17 protein-coding genes and 1 riboswitch are annotated in these 16,566 nt (G+C 42.4%); of the genes, 3 read left to right on the forward strand and 14 right to left on the reverse strand.

The window, feature by feature from the left end:
* Positions 1-152: 152 nt before the first annotated feature.
* The 7 genes from BLR82_RS17140 to BLR82_RS17170 all read right to left on the reverse strand — a co-directional run bounded on the left by BLR82_RS17140 (position 153) and on the right by BLR82_RS17170 (position 8,652).
* Complete coding sequence (locus BLR82_RS17140; RefSeq protein ID WP_074600677.1) at positions 153-1,319, reverse strand: family 43 glycosylhydrolase; 1,167 nt, start codon at positions 1,317-1,319, stop codon at positions 153-155.
* A 365-nt stretch (positions 1,320-1,684) separates the two neighbouring features.
* Positions 1,685-2,299 (reverse strand): YesL family protein, encoded by a 615-nt coding sequence (locus tag BLR82_RS17145; protein WP_074600678.1) that lies wholly within the window; start codon positions 2,297-2,299, stop codon positions 1,685-1,687.
* Between the two features lie 34 nt (positions 2,300-2,333).
* Positions 2,334-3,173 carry a carbohydrate ABC transporter permease gene (locus tag BLR82_RS17150; RefSeq protein ID WP_074600679.1) on the reverse strand — a complete coding sequence of 280 codons (840 nt, stop codon included), beginning with the start codon at positions 3,171-3,173 and terminating at the stop codon, positions 2,334-2,336.
* On the reverse strand, positions 3,173-4,165 hold the full coding sequence (locus BLR82_RS17155; RefSeq protein WP_083334919.1) for a carbohydrate ABC transporter permease: 993 nt from the start codon (positions 4,163-4,165) through the stop codon (positions 3,173-3,175). The genes BLR82_RS17150 and BLR82_RS17155 overlap by 1 nt, the downstream gene beginning before the upstream one ends.
* A gap of 71 nt (positions 4,166-4,236) precedes the next feature.
* A complete protein-coding gene (locus tag BLR82_RS17160; RefSeq protein ID WP_074600680.1) occupies positions 4,237-5,586 on the reverse strand; it encodes an ABC transporter substrate-binding protein in 1,350 nt (449 codons plus the stop codon).
* Positions 5,587-5,606: 20 nt separating this feature from the next.
* Positions 5,607-7,136, reverse strand: coding sequence for an arabinosylfuranosidase ArfA (gene arfA / locus BLR82_RS17165; RefSeq protein ID WP_074600681.1), 1,530 nt, complete (start codon positions 7,134-7,136; stop codon positions 5,607-5,609).
* Positions 7,137-7,473: 337 nt separating this feature from the next.
* Positions 7,474-8,652: a pyridoxal phosphate-dependent aminotransferase gene (locus BLR82_RS17170; RefSeq protein ID WP_074600682.1), complete on the reverse strand. Its 1,179-nt coding sequence runs from the start codon at positions 8,650-8,652 to the stop codon at positions 7,474-7,476.
* Between the two features lie 147 nt (positions 8,653-8,799).
* Positions 8,800-8,901, forward strand: a riboswitch (SAM riboswitch).
* An 84-nt stretch (positions 8,902-8,985) separates the two neighbouring features.
* On the opposite strand from BLR82_RS17170, the gene BLR82_RS17175 reads away from it, so the two are divergent.
* Positions 8,986-10,083, forward strand: coding sequence for an iron-containing alcohol dehydrogenase family protein (locus BLR82_RS17175; RefSeq protein ID WP_425440910.1), 1,098 nt, complete (start codon positions 8,986-8,988; stop codon positions 10,081-10,083).
* A gap of 26 nt (positions 10,084-10,109) precedes the next feature.
* On the forward strand, positions 10,110-10,904 hold the full coding sequence (locus BLR82_RS17180; protein WP_074600683.1) for a carbon-nitrogen family hydrolase: 795 nt from the start codon (positions 10,110-10,112) through the stop codon (positions 10,902-10,904).
* A 63-nt stretch (positions 10,905-10,967) separates the two neighbouring features.
* Here BLR82_RS17180 and BLR82_RS17185 read toward each other — a convergent pair whose 3' ends face one another.
* The 5 genes from BLR82_RS17185 to BLR82_RS17205 form a co-directional block, all read right to left on the reverse strand.
* Entirely contained in the window at positions 10,968-11,381 is a 414-nt protein-coding gene (locus BLR82_RS17185; protein ID WP_074600684.1) for a DUF4064 domain-containing protein, read from the reverse strand.
* Positions 11,382-11,406: 25 nt separating this feature from the next.
* Complete coding sequence (locus BLR82_RS17190) at positions 11,407-12,348, reverse strand: ABC transporter permease (RefSeq protein WP_074600685.1); 942 nt, start codon at positions 12,346-12,348, stop codon at positions 11,407-11,409.
* Positions 12,341-13,243, reverse strand: coding sequence for an ABC transporter ATP-binding protein (locus BLR82_RS17195; protein WP_074600807.1), 903 nt, complete (start codon positions 13,241-13,243; stop codon positions 12,341-12,343). The genes BLR82_RS17190 and BLR82_RS17195 overlap by 8 nt, the downstream gene beginning before the upstream one ends.
* Before the next feature lie 456 nt (positions 13,244-13,699).
* A complete protein-coding gene (gene thiD, locus BLR82_RS17200; RefSeq protein ID WP_074600686.1) occupies positions 13,700-14,500 on the reverse strand; it encodes a bifunctional hydroxymethylpyrimidine kinase/phosphomethylpyrimidine kinase in 801 nt (266 codons plus the stop codon).
* Between the two features lie 21 nt (positions 14,501-14,521).
* Positions 14,522-14,851 (reverse strand): hypothetical protein, encoded by a 330-nt coding sequence (locus tag BLR82_RS17205; RefSeq protein ID WP_074600687.1) that lies wholly within the window; start codon positions 14,849-14,851, stop codon positions 14,522-14,524.
* Positions 14,852-14,964: 113 nt separating this feature from the next.
* On the opposite strand from BLR82_RS17205, the gene BLR82_RS17210 reads away from it, so the two are divergent.
* Complete coding sequence (locus BLR82_RS17210; protein ID WP_074600688.1) at positions 14,965-15,261, forward strand: DUF3817 domain-containing protein; 297 nt, start codon at positions 14,965-14,967, stop codon at positions 15,259-15,261.
* Between the two features lie 150 nt (positions 15,262-15,411).
* On the opposite strand, the gene BLR82_RS17215 is transcribed toward BLR82_RS17210, so the two are convergent.
* Together BLR82_RS17215 and BLR82_RS17220 are read right to left on the reverse strand one after the other, a co-directional pair.
* Complete coding sequence (locus BLR82_RS17215) at positions 15,412-15,885, reverse strand: DUF456 domain-containing protein (RefSeq protein ID WP_074600689.1); 474 nt, start codon at positions 15,883-15,885, stop codon at positions 15,412-15,414.
* A gap of 101 nt (positions 15,886-15,986) precedes the next feature.
* A complete protein-coding gene (locus BLR82_RS17220) occupies positions 15,987-16,511 on the reverse strand; it encodes a type 1 glutamine amidotransferase domain-containing protein (protein WP_074600690.1) in 525 nt (174 codons plus the stop codon).
* Positions 16,512-16,566: the final 55 nt, after the last annotated feature.

A 16,566-nucleotide genomic window follows, 5' to 3' on the forward strand; every position in this document is an offset into this window, starting at 1 on the left:
ATAAACCAATTCCAGTGAAAGAAAGTCTGCGTACAATAAAAGTCATTTGAACCACTGTTGTTACAAGCGTCAATCTATCCTATTCTGTCACAGCAGTGTATAAGAAGCTGACTCACCGGATGCATTAGCTATCTGGATGAGTCAGCTTTTGACTAATCGCCCTTTACTTCGATAGTGGCTGTCAGAGAAACTTCGCCTTCCCAGCGCTGGCCTGGAAAGCCAAAGTAAGGAGTTCCATCTTTTTTCCAGAATAATTCTTGCACACGGGTATGCCTGTTATGATCATATAGTGGATTACCCTCAATTTTCTTATACGACCGGGAATGGTAGACTAAAAGATCTGTCTTTCCGTCCTCTGAGACTGAAAAACTGTTGTGACCGGGTCCATATTCTTCAGTTTCTTCATCACTTACGAAGACCGGTTCCCTTATTTTCGTCCATGAATTTTTATCAAGTAAATCACTTGTATCATCTGCTGAAAGAAGCCCCATTGCGTACCGATCATCAGTGGCGCTAGCAGAAAAGGCGATAAATACCTTCCCATTACGCTTCAACACTGCGGGGCCTTCATTCACATAAAAACCTTGCTGTTCCCATTCAAACTCCGGTGTAGATAGCATGCGCTGCCCACCTGTAATGGTCCATGGATTGCTCATTTCTGCAATATATAAGTTTGAAATTGTTTCCCTATCAACTTTTTGAGCCCAAATCAAATAACGTTTACCATCATGTTCAAAAGTGGTAGCATCCAAAGAAAAACTTTGAAAGTCTGTATTTATTTGGCCCTTTTCCACCCATTCTCCTATCAGCGGATTTTCATCCTCACACTCCAGAACATATGGGCGAATTGCCCAAACGTCATCTTTATCCCCAGCTGCGTAGTAAATATACCATTTCCCCCCGATATAATGAATTTCCGGGGCCCATATATGCTCGGACATAATTCCCGAAAGATGTCGTTTCCAGATCACCCGTTCTTCTGCTTCTCTCAATCCTTCGATGGTTTTTGCCCGGCGTAATACAATACGGTCATATTCGGGGAAAGATCCTGTAAAATAATAATATCCGTCCGAATGCTTATATAAAAAAGGATCAGCGCGCTGTTCAATCAACGGATTGGTAAATGTCTTTAAATTTACTTTTCCTTTCACTTCAAAAGATCCTTCTTTCTGTACCTTCTCATTGTCAAATTCTTCCCATGTTGCGTGGACGAGGATATTTTCTCCGCTTTCCAATTCAACTTCTACCTTCGCAGGCAAATTTGGCCACCCACCTTTTTTAACCAAAAGTGTTGGATGCTTTATAGACTTAATTCTCATTTTCTCTTCCTCCAATCTCGGCAACGATTTTCGACATTCTCAAAATACGAAGATAAATAAGAAATTCAAACTAGGACTCCAAATTCTATTGAAGTTGTTTACACAAACTCTTTTTTCTTCGGTTGCCTTGGATATATGCTTTTCGTTTTGATAAAACGCCTAACTCCGACATTCCCTTATTTCTGTCCTAACGTAGTTACGAAACAGTACTATATCGGTTATGTACTTCTCACCCTGGTTGACCGTTCCTCACTCCTCAATATTTTAGAGAATGAAACTCATGATCTCCAGATTTGTAGTGTTGCGGATCAGAGCTTTTCATCCTCTCTCTTATTTTCTTTTTTAACTACCTAACTCTCCCTTACTCAGATCTTGTCTATTTTTTTGAAAACTTGAAATGAAGACCACATCCAGCCAGCTGCCAGTAGACTGGCAGAGAAAAAAGGAAAAATTCCCGGATACTCTAAAGAAAAGTAACTTACAAGAAAAAAAAACGTACCTGTTAGCAACGTATAATGAATATTCGTCAATCCAAGTACAATAGCGTTCTTCAAATAATGAAACCATGAAGTCTTGTAATGAACAAGTAACGGTAAACACCAAAACAACAGAAGAGCATAAAAAAACAAAACAACATAAAAAGCAAAAGGAACAAAAAACCAAAAATCCTGTTCGCTGGTTAAAATTATCTGATAATTCAGGTAGAGGATGGCACCGATACCTGCAATAGTCCATCCAATTATATTCGCCTGAAAAAATTCTTTTTGGTACATCTCCTTATAGGCGCGCCATATTGAAAAGTCTTGTTCACCCAATAACCACCTTCTGATGATTCCCAAGGCCGCTGTTGTAGAAGGGAATATCCCTAGCAGCAATAAACCTGCAAATGTAAAGAAAATCCAGAGTATATTAATACATACGAGGCGAGTCACCCACCGAAACATCATGTCGAGAGCAGAAACTACTTCTTTTCCATTCATTCTTCAACCATCCTTAAAATATTTCCTATTTTCCTTAACCTTTTACCCCTCCTACTGTGAGACCGGATACGAAATACTTTTGAAAGAAAAGGAACAGAATAACAATTGGAATGATGGTCATAACTGATCCGGCAATTAAAACATCATAGTTATTTCCATATGGAGTGAGCAATGTCGCCAAACCAATAGGCAAAGTAAACATATCATTTGAACGTAAAACAAGGAGTGGCCATAAGAAGTTATTCCAGCTGTTCAACCCTTGTAAAATTGCCATTGCTGCAAAAGAGGGGAGCATTAAGGGCATCATTATTTTAAAAAATACTCCGTATTCAGTACACCCATCAATTCTGGCTGCATCCATAAGAGCCTTGGGTAATCCAAGTGCATATTGTCTGAAGAAGAACACAGCAATCGGAGCTACAATCAATGGCATCATCACTCCAAAATACGTATCAATTAATTGAATATTGATCATGAGTTGATACAAAGGAAGCATCAGAATTTCAAATGGCACCATTATAATAAAGAGTACCAGCACAAATAAAACATTTCTTCCTTTGAACTCATATAAAGCTAATGCGTAACCAACCATTGAAGAAAAAAACAACGACAAAACAATTGTTAACGTCGAGATAATCAAGCTATTTCCATACCAATTCCAGTACTCCGAAGCCTGGGTGAAGATATATGAATAGTTATTGATATTTAATTCGCTTAAATTAAACGTTAAACTCATTCCATTTCTCATCAATTCTGACGATGAACGGAAAGACGAAATAATCAATCCTAGAATAGGGAATAACGCTATAAAGGAGATTAACGCAAAAGCAAGAGTTGCCAACCATTTATAAAGAGAAGCACTTTTCCTTTCCATTACTCATCGCTCCTTTTAAAGGCTCCGGTTAGTAAAAGCTGAATGATGCTGATTACAAAAATGATAAGCATTAATACTACTCCGATTGCGGCACCAAATCCCAGGTCATTCTGTTGAATTCCCTGTTGATAAATATATCCGACGACAGTTGTTCCTATATTACCTGGTGAACTAGTTTCCCAATATACGAAGCTCTCTTCGAACATTCTAAAACCGTTAATGATGGAAATTGTAATAACGAAAATCGTAATAGGCTTTAAAAACGGCAAAGTAACATAATAGAATTTTTGAAAAACATTTGCTCCATCTATTTCCGCTGCCTCATATAATTCCTTTGGAATATTTTGCAAGCCTGCTAAAAAATAGAGCATATTGACTCCCATCCACCTCCAGCAGCAGAGAACCACCATCAGAAACATTGCAGACCATGAATTATAACGCCATTCTATTGGTTCCATCCCAAAGATACCTATAATCTGATTCGCAGCGGAAGCATCTGATTCTCCAAAAATCAACCGAAAAATAGTGCCCGCCACAATGACAGAGGTCAAAGAGGGAATAAACAAGGAAGCTCTGAACAATGTTTTAAATTTTACTAACTTAGAGTCTAAAATAACAGAAAGCACAATCGGCACGACAACCAAGATAACAACTGTAAGCACTACGTATATGGTGGTATTTTGCAACGCCTTGTAAAACGTCGGATTAAAAATCCTTTCATAATTATTCCAACCGATAAAATGGCTTTGACCTGGCAGGACTCTTTGAAAACTCATGGTAAAAGCCTTAATAGTCGGGTATAAAGTTAACAATAGAAAAGAAACAATAAATGGGGTAATAAATACATAGGGTGCCACTTTTTGAGAGTTCAAAAACCTGATTACCCGGTTTTGTTTCTTGTCTCCTTTTGGATTAGGGTTCGGAGAATACTGTCCCTTATTAGTATTTGGTACCCTTACCCTTGATTCATCATTGGTAGGTGACTGAAGCATCTGTTAACCTCCTTGTCTTCTGTTTGATAGGGAAAGGATAGCACCAGCTATCCTTTCCCTACATTAATCAGTTACTCTCCTGCTTCCATTTTTCCTCTAATTGATTCTTCAGCTTGCTTCAGGGCCTCCTTAGGAGTTTGTGATTTTTCTCTAATAACACTGTGCATAACATTTGATTGAAGCTCCGTAATAACATCAGCTGTGTAAGGAGTCAGTTTAATTCCGCTAACTTCAGCACTCATTTCGCTTACCATATCCCAGATATAATCCCCAAAGTAATCAAAGTATTCATTATCTTCTTGTAGTTCTGGTGAATCCCAAACATCGGTCCTTACAGGAGTAAATCCAAGTTGCTTCCATAACGCTATACTTCCTTCTTCAGACAGTTTTGCATAAGCAAGAAATTCTTTAGCTAAGTCTACGTTATCAGAGGTTTTAGTAACGACCGTACCTGTTCCACCCATGCCGGCCGTCTTAGCATCAGATCCTTCCCACAGAGGCATTGGTTTCATAACCATTTTCCCTTTCAAATCGGGCATATAATCAATAAAGCGACCCATATACCACATAGGCATCATCAAAGAGGCTGCTCCTCCATCATTCATAAATCCGTAGTACTCTTCAGAATGGTGAAAACCCCCGGGAGCCGTCACGGCTATTTCCGATTCATAAACCATGTCTTGCAAGAATTGAAGGGTCTTCACGTTTTTTTCGTTACTCAAAATTAACTCACCATTTTCATCGAAGAAATCGGATCCGCTTTGACTGACCAGCGGCCAATAGCTCCAATGCTCGTCTGTTTCAACTGTGGTCATAGGAACTCCTGTCTTCTCGACTACTTGTTTACCTGCTTCTACATAATCATCCCAAGTTTTAATAGAATCAATATCCACGCCTGCCTCATCCATTATTTCTTGATTATAATAAACCACAGTAGCTCCCAAGTGAGTAGGAACACCATAATAATTACCATCTTTACTGTACATATCGATTCGTGAAGGTATTAATACGTCTTTCAGGGGCTCCATGTACTCATTCATTGGTTCCAACTGAATATCCCCTTGCAAGAAGTTCGAGAACCTTCCCACTTCTATATCGGCTATATCCGGTCCGCCCGACCCCGATTGCATGGCCATTAGTAAATTATTATGATGCTGATCATAAGGATAAGTTTCTGCCACCAGTTTGATTGGACGGTCTGGATATTCTTCATTCCATCTTTCGGCTGCACTTTTGAAAATTTTCATGTGTTGTTCTTGATAGGTCCAGAAGGTTAATTCTGTTGCACCCTCAATATCTTCTCCCACTGTTTCTGAGGCATTAGCTTCCCCACCCCCTCCTGAAGACTTATTATTTCCTCCACAAGCCGTTAGTAATATTGAAAATGCCACTGCAAGAATAAAAAGTAAATATTTTTTCATTATTAGTATCCCCCTTCATTTTAAGCGCTTTCAAATGTTTGTCGTTTACCCAACCTAATGACATTCCAGGAAGTTTTTGATAAATTAACACTCAATGTACCATCTTTTAATGAGGCATCTCCCCTTGCATGTGGAATCACTGTTTGCTGCTCTGCTGTGTTAACAGCTTTTAAATCATCATTTTCCAGCACTATATGCTCCAACACCCGATATTCCTTAAAGCTTCTAAAATCCGCTGTTAAAGAAATCGATTCCGACAAGTGTTTGTTTACCAGAAAGACTGACAACTCCTCGGCTTCTTCGTTTAATACAGCGGCACAATCTATATACGGTACATCTGTAAATTCCTTACTATCATATTTTGGAGAAGAAAGTATGGGCTGTAAGGATACACCTCGCCCAAAAACAGATACATGAAGATACGGATAGTAGATGGTCTGTTTCCACGCTCTTCCTCCATTTTCTGTCATGATAGGTGCAATAACATTGACCAATTGAGCAAGACAAGCCATTTTTACTCTGTCAGCATGTTGTAAAAAAGTTATCAACATACTTCCCACCAACAATGCATCCTCGAAATTGTAGTGATCCTCCAACTGAGGTGGTGCAATTGTCCATGGTTCCAGTTTCTTGTCATGTTCGCCCGAATGATACCAGACATTCCATTCATCAAAACTTAAATTAAGCGTCTTCTTGCTACGGTGTTTTGCTTTAATGTAATCACAAATTGAAATTACCGTTTTAATAAAATGATCCATATCCATATTCTTCGCTAAGTAATTTGCTGAATCATTTTCATGGTTCCCGTAGTATTGATGAAGAGATACATAATCCACTTGTTCATATGTGTGATCTAATATGGTCGCTTCCCATTCTGCAAAAGTGGGCATATCGGTATTTGAACTACCGCATGCAACCAATTCGATGTTCGGGTCAACAAGCCGCATCGCCTTGGCTGTTTCGGAAGCCAACCGGCCATATTCATAAGCTGTTTTCTGCCCAACCTGCCATGGTCCGTCCATCTCATTTCCCAAACACCATGTCTTGATATTATGGGGATTTTCGTAACCATGAGACCTTCGAAGATCACTCCAATATGTACCGCCAGGATGATTCGTATATTCAATTAAATTTCTCGCTGCATCGATTCCCCGGGTACCTAGATTAACTGCCATCATAACTTCTGAACCAACTTTTCGAGCCCAATCGGCAAATTCATTTGTTCCAACCTGGTTTGTCTCTATTGTTCTCCAGGCCAGTTCCAATCTCTGTGGTCTTTCTTCTTTCGGCCCCACTCCATCTTCCCAGTTATAGGCAGAAACCATATTCCCTCCAGGGTACCTTACGATTGGGACTCTTAACGCTCGAACCAGTTCCATAACATCTTTTCGGAACCCATGTTCGTCCGCCTTGGGATGACCTGGCTCGTATATCCCGCCGTATACAGCTCTGCCAAGATGCTCAATGAAAGAGCCGTAAATTCGTTCATCCACTTTGCCAATTTGATAGTTTTTGTCCAAATTTAGTTCCGCTTTAAGTTCACTTGACATTTTTTCACCTCAATACAGTTATTTGCTAACGCTTTCACAAAACGCTTTCTCTTCTTTGCAATTTGTACGTATAAGTTATATAAACAAATTATAAAGTTGTCAGTAATTTTTTGCAAGCGCTGTTATAAATTTTGTTTATATTTTATTATGTTCTTTTCTTTCGAACACTCGCAGTCTTTTACTGAAGGATTACTATTATAACGAAAATACCCCCCGGCACTTCCAGTGATTAAATGACAGGGGGGTAAATTTGTATGCTGATACATTGGAGATTCATCCGCATATTTGTACGTACATGAAAAGGACTGGTTTTAAAGAAACCAGTCCTTTTTTGCTTCTACTTATCAAATAGCCCCAATGCCGCTATCCTATCTGCCGCTTCCTCCAAGCGTTCTTCCTTGTCCAGCAAACCGACACGTATATAGCCTTCGCCGTTCTCCCCGAATCCGTTGCCGGGCGCTACAGCCACGTGTGCTTTTTCCAGCAACAAATCGGCAAAAGATTCAGAGTTAAAACCGTCCGGCACTGGCAGCCAGGCGAAGAAGGTACCCTTCGGCTTTTCAACCTTCCAACCGATTGCATTTAAACGATCAATAAATCGATCTCTTCTATTTTGATAGGTTTGCACCAGCTTGGAGACTTCTGTCTGATTGCCAGTAAGTGCCTTGGCAGCAGCGTGCTGAATTCCACCGAACAAACTGACATACATATGGTCCTGCAACAGGTTGATGCTTTCAATTACTGAGCGGTTTCCGACTGCAAAGGCCACTCTCCATCCTGCCATGTTATAGGTTTTGGAAAGCGTATAGATTTCCACACCGACTTCCTTGGCACCTTCAGATTGGAGAAAGCTTTGCGGCCTCTCTCCATCAAATCCCAATGCGCCGTACGCGAAATCGTGGATGACACAAACGTTGTGCTTATTTGCCATCGCAATCGTTTCATCAAAGAAAGACCTGTCCGCTACAGCAGAAGTCGGGTTATTAGGGTAATTCAAAAACAACAGTTTGGCCTTTTCCCACTTTTCATGATTAATGGATTGATAGTCTGGCAAAAATGCATTGCTTTCCAATAATGGCATCAAGTGCGTTTCAGCGTTGGCCAAAGCGATACCGGACATGTAATCCGGGTAGCCCGGGTCAGGGAGCAATGCGAGGTCCCCAGGATTAAGCAGACATTGACTCAATTCCACGAGTCCTGTTTTCGCACCGAATAAAACAGCAACCTCCGATTCTGGATCAAGATCCACTTGGTATTCCCGTTTGTAAAAATCTGCTGCTGCCCGCTTTAAAAACGAAAACCCACGAAATGGCGAGTATTTATGATAAGCTGGATTTGCTGCCGCAACCTGCAATTCTTTTACCACGGCATCAGGTGTCGGCAAATCCGGATTTCCCTGCCCCAAATTAATGACATCGTGTCCTTTTTCAACCAAGCCTTTCACTTTTGCTACCAGATTGGCAAAAAACTGATCAGGCAATCTATTCAATAAATCCGATCGTTCAAAATTTTTCACACTCTGTCACTCCCGATTGATCGATAAAATTATAGTATCTAATCATAGCTACTAACCTGATATTTGTAAAGCGGTCCATTCAGATAAGGTTTCTTGACAGGAGATACTAGTGGTGGGATAATGCAAGCAACTATAAAGAATCTTATACTCTTATCAAGAGAAGGCGGAGGGAATGGCCCTGCGAAGCCCGGCAACCGGTGAACAGACTCATACGGTGCTAAATCCTGCAGCACTGCTGCAAGATAAGAGGAAGAGCCGACACGCAACCTCTTCCTTTTGTGGAAGAGGTTTTTTATATGGAAATGGATAATTGTTATATTAATAGAAACCGAGGTGCTTACATTGAGTTCAATCCAAGTACAAGGCGCTCCTGCTATCTATCATTGTTATCAAGGGGTATTGGAATTACTTCCTGAAAAAATTGCGGAACAGCAATTTTCCTGTGGACTGCTTTTGCATGGCGAAAAATCATGGAAAGCGGCGAAGCGTCACTTTGTCGATCCAGGAGTGCCCCTGACCTACCTATCTTATCGTCACGAATGTACCCATGAAGAGGCCGGCCGGATTGGCAAAACAGCTCTAAAAGAAAACTCCGAGTTCATTATCGGATTAGGCGGGGGTAAAGTCTTGGATTTGGCAAAAGCAGCCGGAAATCAAACTGGACTGCCGGTGATTTTGATTCCGACCTTGGCCTCGAACTGTGCAGCCTGGACACCGCTTAGTGTATTTTATGATCAGGAGGGGAACTTTGAAGAATACGTTATTTTTCCCCGAAGCACCTGGATGGTGCTTGTAGAACCGAACATACTGATCGAATCGCCGTCTTCCTTTTTACGCGCAGGAATCGGGGATACTATCGCAAAGTGGTATGAAGCTGACGTACTGACACGCGGTCTTCCGACAAAAGCAATTCCCTTAGAAATCGCGTTGCATGCTGCCCGCCTTTGCAGAGATACCTTGCTAGCAGAGGGATCAGAAGCACTGGAAGCCATTAAAGCCGGTTCGGTCACTGAGTCATTTAATCGGACTGTTGAAACGATTATTATGGCCGGAGGAATGGTGGGAGGTTTTGGTGATCATTACGGGCGCATCTCCGGAGCCCATTCCATTCACAATGGATTAACCCACTTACCGGAGACTCATTCGATTTTGCACGGAGACAAGGTTGCCTATGGTATTTTGGTTCAATTAGCGTTAGAAGGACGACCGGATGAAATCAAAAGACTGCTTCCGCATTATCGGGAGCTAGGATTGCCAACAAGCTTATCCGATTTAGGAATTAATCCGAAGCGGAAGGATTTAATAGAGTCGATTGCCGCTGCGGCGACAGCGCCGGGAGAGTCGATTCATTTGATGAATATAACGGAAAGAGACCAGGTGACAACCGGTATTCAACAGCTGGAACAGTGGCTGGAACATGCAACTCCGTAATCGGCAATAGAGGAAGGGGACCAATCATGAAGCAAACCTACGCACTAATCCAAATGGACATCGCTTTCGGCGAGCCACAAACCAATTTCAGGCATGCGGAAGAACTAATTAGAGAAGCGGTGGAGAAAAAAGCACCGGATACTATTCTGCTCCCGGAGCTTTGGACCACTGGATATGACTTGACACGCCTCGATGAAATTGCGGATGAAGAAGCCAATGTGACAATTGCCTTTCTGAGCAGATTGGCAAAGGAACTGGATATAAATATGATAGCAGGCTCAGTAGCCAATCGAGTGGAGGAAGCAACAAGCAACACCTTGCTAGTAGTTGCCCGGACGGGGGATGTTATCAAGCAATATAGCAAAGCGCATCTGTTCCGATTGATGGACGAGGAAAAATATTTAATAGAAGGAAACAGTGACGGAACTTTTGTATTGGAAAACCAAAAGAGTGCAGCGGTTATTTGCTATGATATCCGTTTCCCGGAATGGATTCGGACGCACATGCTGGATGACACAAAGGTTCTCTATGTCGTCGCAGAGTGGCCGAAGCAGCGCATCGACCATTGGCGTGCTCTCCTGATCAGCCGGGCAATCGAAAATCAATGCTTTGTGGTTGCCTGTAATCGCGCCGGTTCTGATCCGAATAACGAGTTTGGCGGAAATTCGATGATTATCGGTCCATGGGGAGAACTCCTTGCAGAGGCCGGGCTGGAGGAAACGATCTTGACGGGAACCATTGATTTGAAGGAAGTAGAGAAAATCAGAGCGACCATTCCGATATACAGCGACCGCCGGACTGACTTATACAAACTGAAATAAGTGAATCTCAAGCAGAAACAAAGCCTGGATACTTGATCCAGGCTTTGTCGTACTAACACTCCATTAGGCTGTTATCGGTGTTTTAGGCTTCCTTACCAAGGCCATAATACCAGCGATTAAGTATAACACTGCCGGAATCAGACTCATCCCCATAAACAAGACGAAAGACAAAACGGCGGTGATAATCAAAATAATTCCTGCTGCTTTAGGCTTTTTATTTCCCTTCAAGAATACGATGGCTACAATTCCCAGAATAATGGCCACCAGCGAAACTATGATCAAGTACCAGCTTCCGCCGGAAATCATCTCAGAGATGCTTCCCATATTCTCCATTCCCTGCTCTGCAAACGCATTTTCCATTTCCTGAATAAATTCATCGTTACCTTTCAATGTCATCAGTACGATTCCAAAAAATGTGAAAAGAGCATACAGGATAGCTCCGATAACCCCAAGTACAATTTCTGCTGTTCGTTTCATTTTCCGGTTCCTCCCTTTAAATACTTTAGTGGCCCGCTACGTCCCGTTTTGTAAAAAACAACCAGGATAGGACCATGAAAATAATATAGTAAACGATCAGAACTCCGATCGAAAATGACAGAGACATTCCTTCAATCAAAGGTGTACCTCTATAATACTGTTCCAAGTTTGTGTTTGCGAACAAAATATATTTGGCCCAATCGTACTCCATGAAAAAACCAATGATGGAATTCCCGGCCATCATCAGGAAAATCGCAAACCCAATCGCTAAACCGCTGTTTCGGAAAATCGAAGAAATCATGAATGCAAAAGTAGCCATCATCACCAGGTTGACCAGGCGTAAACCATAGGAGCGGCCCATTTCTGCCCAAGCAGCTATTTGTGTATAATCATTTTGGCTTTGAATCACAAGCAAAGGGTTCGCACCATTGATCCCGAAAAATATCGCCCCGGTAATCCAGGAAAATACAAGCAAAAACACAAGCGATGTAAGGGCAAACAACAAAACGGATGTATATTTAGCAAACAAGATTTTTGTCCGGGCAACCGGCCGGATCAACAACAGTTTGACCGTTCCCCATCGGAACTCGTGGGCAATGATACCCGCTGCTACAATGATAGTGAATAGACTCAGCAGAGAGGACAACATCGCATTATCCACCACAAACTGCCATGCATCGTACTCTAAAGGTTTAATGTCATTGTCGAGATAATAGTTATTTTCCTCTATCCCCCAATGGTTGGCGACCTCCTCCTCGCTGCTTCCCTCGGCAATTTCGGCATTTTCCTGTTCCAATTGCTGACGCCAGTCATCGCCATACTGGTCTTCGTCAAAATTTCCGACCGTTTTACCAAAAATGGCTACGCCCAAGATGATAGCCGCAAGGATTCCGAACATGATCCAGGTAGATTTCCTGGCATAAAGCTTCACTTGCTCGTTAAAGACGAGCCTGAAAAAATTACTCAATCGCATTCTCCCCAATCACATCTAAAAATTTGTCTTCAAGTGTCGAGCGTTGGACTTGTACTCCAAACACATCTACTTGCCCTTCTACCAGACATTTTACAATGCTTGGAATTTCCTCCCGTTTCGCTGTCAGCTTGATATTTTCTCCTTCCATGGTTGGTTCGAGCTGTAACGTCTGGCGCAAAAGCTCGTTTGCTCGATCAAGCGGCACAGCTTCAATATGTATCCTATCCTCTTCTGTTTTTGTCAGCGCTTTGACCGTCTCAATTGCGACAAGTTCCCCGTTTTTTATAATGCCGATACGGTCGCACATCATTTCTATTTCGGAAAGAAGGTGACTGGAGACAATGACAGCCACATTTTCTTTCTCCGCTAAAGTTCGGATATATTGACGAATTTCTCTAATGCCATGCGGGTCGAGTCCGTTGGTTGGTTCATCCAAAATCAAAACCGACGGTCGATGCAACAAGGCTTGGGCGATACCCAACCGTTGTCGCATTCCAAGAGAATATCTACCGGCTTTTTCGTGGATCGCTTTCTCTAATCCAACCAGGGAAACAACCTCCTTGATCCGCTCCTCGGTTATACCAGGCATCATTCTTGCATAATGGAGAAGGTTCTTCCAACCACTCATGAAGGGATACATTTCCGGGTTTTCCACGATTGCTCCTACGTGTTGAATAGCATTCTTGTAGTCAGACTTGATACTGCTGCCTTTGATCAACACATCCCCTTCGCTGATTTTCATCAATCCGACCATCATCCGGATTGTCGTTGTTTTTCCAGCCCCATTGGGCCCAAGAAAACCGAATACCTCGCCTGGGTTGATCTCAAACGTCAGCCCTTTGATTATTTGCTTTTTCCCGATATCTTTCTTTAAATCAATTAACTTCATTGCCGGCTCTTTTGCCACTTACTGGACACCTCCATTAGTAATGCGTTCCTCTTTCATGTACGTATCCACCTTACCTGAGGTTTCAATAAAAATGACTATTGTCTTCCACTGAAAGGAAAAATAACTAGATTCCAAGATTGTGGCTCAAACGTTTGTTTAAGGAAGATAGAATTGGGAGCACTTCTACGTAGTATCCTTTTCATAAAAAATGCTAGGAAGGATTCCTCGAAAATCAAAACTGATTTCCTTCATGCGATATAGCGCAATTGCGATTTTTCATCTCTCATCAACTGTTTATCCCCCGGTGCATAAAAAGCCACAACGAACCGCCAGCGGAAAACGAAATGGATTCCTGGAGCGTTTGATTGCCCCATCTAATGAACTTTTGAGACTGTTGCAGAGCACTTCTATCATTCATTAAACCAAAAATAATTTCAATCAACACATTGCTTCTTATTAGCGAGGCTGATGTTTTCGGTATGCTGCATGATAAGTTGAACCGATTCCTTTACCAAAATCGAGGGCATGCTCAATCGCCGCAGTAACATAGGCCTTGGATGTGTTCACCGCCTGCTCTATCGTTGCTTCATTAGCCAGCTCAGCGGCAATCGCTGCCGAAAAACTACAGCCTGCCCCACTTGTGTGAATCGTATCGATACGCGGATGCTTCCACTCCTTAAAGCCGCTCCCGTCATACATTATGTCGACGGCGTCCTCCTTTAGAGCACCGCCTTTGATAATGACAAAATCCGAGCCAAAACGGTGTAGCGCCCGTGCAGCATGCTTCATCTCTTTTTTATTGGTAATCGGCCCGCTTTCCAATATTCTTTCTGCTTCATGCAAGTTAGGAGTGATAACGGTAGCAAGCGGAAACAACCTTTTCCTCATTTCATCAATGGCGTCATCTTTTAAGAGCTGCGACCCCATTTTTCCGATCATGACAGGGTCCACAACCAAACTTGCGGGTGGATATTCCTCCAGAAGACGAGCAACCAGGTTGATAATGTCTTTCGTAAACAACATGCCGGTTTTGACAGCATCCACTCCGACATTTTTTATTGCTGTATAATACTGTGCTTCTATCGCTTCCAACGAATTGGTGAACATTCCCTTACTAGTGACCGGGTTATTGGCGACAATAGCGGTAATCGCGGCCATGCCATAGACGTCCCGTTCTTGAAATGTTTTTAAGTCGGCCTGGATACCTGCACTGCCTTGCGCCGCAGATCCAGCAATCGTCAACACTCTTGCAATCATATTGATACTCCTTTCTATTTTTTAATTCCCTTTTTCGTCACGCATCAGTACGTTCACTATAGCACCTGCACCAATAGCGAAAACTGTCGCGAAAAAGTAGTTAAAAACCTTTCCATATAGATACTGTTCCACCACGACGAACAATAGATAAACAATCCCGGCTGTCAGTAATGTTACAGCCGTCCGATATCTCGGCATCCCTTTTCTTATGTATCTTAACTCGACTAAAAATACAATCATGCCTATCAACAGGATAATAAGTGCACCCACCGCCAATTCCGTGGTCAGATAGCTAGTGACACCAAAAACAATTAAGAAGGTCGGCAGGATCAACGGCAATATATTTTTCAACACATTCTCTCCTCTGTTTTAATAATTTATGCAGAACATTTGGCAATCTATAGTTTAGCATCCTTTTATCTATTATACTAAAGAAGAAAAAATGTTTGGAATGGAGGTAGCTAATGTTGAACTCCCCAATTCGACTGTTCCGGATATTCGGCATGATTGAAGGAACTTCTCTTGTCGTCCTTCTATTTATCGCCATGCCATTGAAATACATAGCAGGCTTTCCCGAAGTGGTCACCCTGGTGGGTTCCCTTCACGGATTTTTCTTTGTCGTTTACCTGCTGGTGATCGCTTATACGACATTTAAAATTCGTTGGGCGTTCAGGTGGCTGTTCGGCTCCTTGCTGGTAGCCTTCATCCCTTTCGGCAACTATGTATTGGATTATCGACTGCAAAAATCCCGTTATGTCTAAAAAATGTGGGGAGATACTCTTATCGCCTCGACAAGCTTAGGCCAAGCCCCGGAGTGGAGCTTTTTTCAAACAGCCTTCTGAGGGGGACAGAATTCACCCATGATAAAAGGCAGCCTTCCCGCCCATCCGGCGATGGAAGGCTGCCTTTTATCAGACAGAAAAGAAAAACCAAATAACCATAACTAACTGGATGACGACTTTAGCTACAGCTCCTCCGAGAAACCCCAGCAATGAACCAAGTGAAGCCCTCCATGCCTGCTCGGTGGTTTTCTGTTGGAGGATTTCCGTCAAGAACACAGCGACAAACGGGACGATGATGATTCCGAATGGTGGAATAATAAAGGAACCAACAATCACTCCAACAGCAGCAATTCTTTCTCCCCACTTGGAACCGCCATATTTTTTCACGAAATAACTATTGGCAATGATATCAGAGCCTATCAGAATAATTGTAAGTACCACCATGGCAATCCAAAATAGCATCGATAAGTCGCCGTCTAAGAAGAAAAAACACAACAAAAAACCAATCCAAAGCATTAACGGAGCCGGAATCCACGGGAAAATGATGCCGGCAAAACTCAGAAGAAAACAAGCTGCAATCAAAATCCAAATGATGATATCCATGACGTTACCCCCCTTCTTTATGCCGATTTCATCCATAGAAAAAGGCTTGGCTTCAAACACGAAAAAAGAGACTGTACAAAACATGTACAGCCAGCTTTCTATCAGGAATCGGCAAGTAAATCAGCAAACTCCTTCATATATGGAGGCAAATCCGGCGGACGGCGGCTAGATACGATATGGCCATCTACTACTACCGGTAAGTCCTGCCAATTGCCGCCTGCATTCATCATATCATCCTTGATACCAGGCGTACTGGTGACGTTTCTTCCCCTGACAATATCTGCGGAAATTAATACCCAGCCAGCATGGCAAATCTGACCGATCGGTTTTTCATAATGATCCATATGCCGAAGCATTTCCAATACTTCAGGGAAGCGACGGATTTTGTCTGGCGCCCAGCCTCCCGGAACGAGAATTGCATCATAATCCTCTGCTTTTACATCAGCATAGGCATAATCAGACACCGCGGGTACTCCATATTTTCCAATGTATTTTTCGCCGGCTTTTTCCCCGACTAAATGCACGGTCGCCCCTTCTTCCTGAAGACGAAGAATCGGATACCACAGTTCCAAATCCTCGAAGTCATGGGCAACGAGTGCAATGACCTTTTTGTCCTGCAAGCGCATTTTTGCACCCTCCTTCACTACATTCTGCCCTTTGGGCAACTTTACTAACCTACAG

The organism is Sediminibacillus halophilus, from assembly GCF_900103695.1.
GTDB classification, from domain to species: Bacteria; Bacillota; Bacilli; order Bacillales; family Amphibacillaceae; genus Sediminibacillus; species Sediminibacillus halophilus.

Excerpts from the sequence above, each read along its gene's own strand:
- BLR82_RS17140 (WP_074600677.1), bottom strand. The coding sequence starts at position 1,319 with ATGAGAATTAAGTCTATAAAGCATCCAACACTTTTGGTTAAAAAAGGT.
- BLR82_RS17145 (WP_074600678.1), bottom strand. The coding sequence starts at position 2,299 with ATGAATGGAAAAGAAGTAGTTTCTGCTCTCGACATGATGTTTCGGTGG.
- BLR82_RS17150 (WP_074600679.1), bottom strand. The coding sequence starts at position 3,173 with ATGGAAAGGAAAAGTGCTTCTCTTTATAAATGGTTGGCAACTCTTGCT.
- BLR82_RS17155 (WP_083334919.1), bottom strand. The coding sequence starts at position 4,165 with ATGCTTCAGTCACCTACCAATGATGAATCAAGGGTAAGGGTACCAAAT.
- BLR82_RS17160 (WP_074600680.1), bottom strand. The coding sequence starts at position 5,586 with ATGAAAAAATATTTACTTTTTATTCTTGCAGTGGCATTTTCAATATTA.
- arfA (WP_074600681.1), bottom strand. The coding sequence starts at position 7,136 with ATGTCAAGTGAACTTAAAGCGGAACTAAATTTGGACAAAAACTATCAA.
- BLR82_RS17180 (WP_074600683.1), top strand. The coding sequence starts at position 10,110 with ATGAAGCAAACCTACGCACTAATCCAAATGGACATCGCTTTCGGCGAG.
- BLR82_RS17185 (WP_074600684.1), bottom strand. The coding sequence starts at position 11,381 with ATGAAACGAACAGCAGAAATTGTACTTGGGGTTATCGGAGCTATCCTG.
- BLR82_RS17195 (WP_074600807.1), bottom strand. The coding sequence starts at position 13,243 with ATGAAGTTAATTGATTTAAAGAAAGATATCGGGAAAAAGCAAATAATC.
- thiD (WP_074600686.1), bottom strand. The coding sequence starts at position 14,500 with ATGATTGCAAGAGTGTTGACGATTGCTGGATCTGCGGCGCAAGGCAGT.
- BLR82_RS17210 (WP_074600688.1), top strand. The coding sequence starts at position 14,965 with ATGTTGAACTCCCCAATTCGACTGTTCCGGATATTCGGCATGATTGAA.
- BLR82_RS17215 (WP_074600689.1), bottom strand. The coding sequence starts at position 15,885 with ATGGATATCATCATTTGGATTTTGATTGCAGCTTGTTTTCTTCTGAGT.
- BLR82_RS17220 (WP_074600690.1), bottom strand. The coding sequence starts at position 16,511 with ATGCGCTTGCAGGACAAAAAGGTCATTGCACTCGTTGCCCATGACTTC.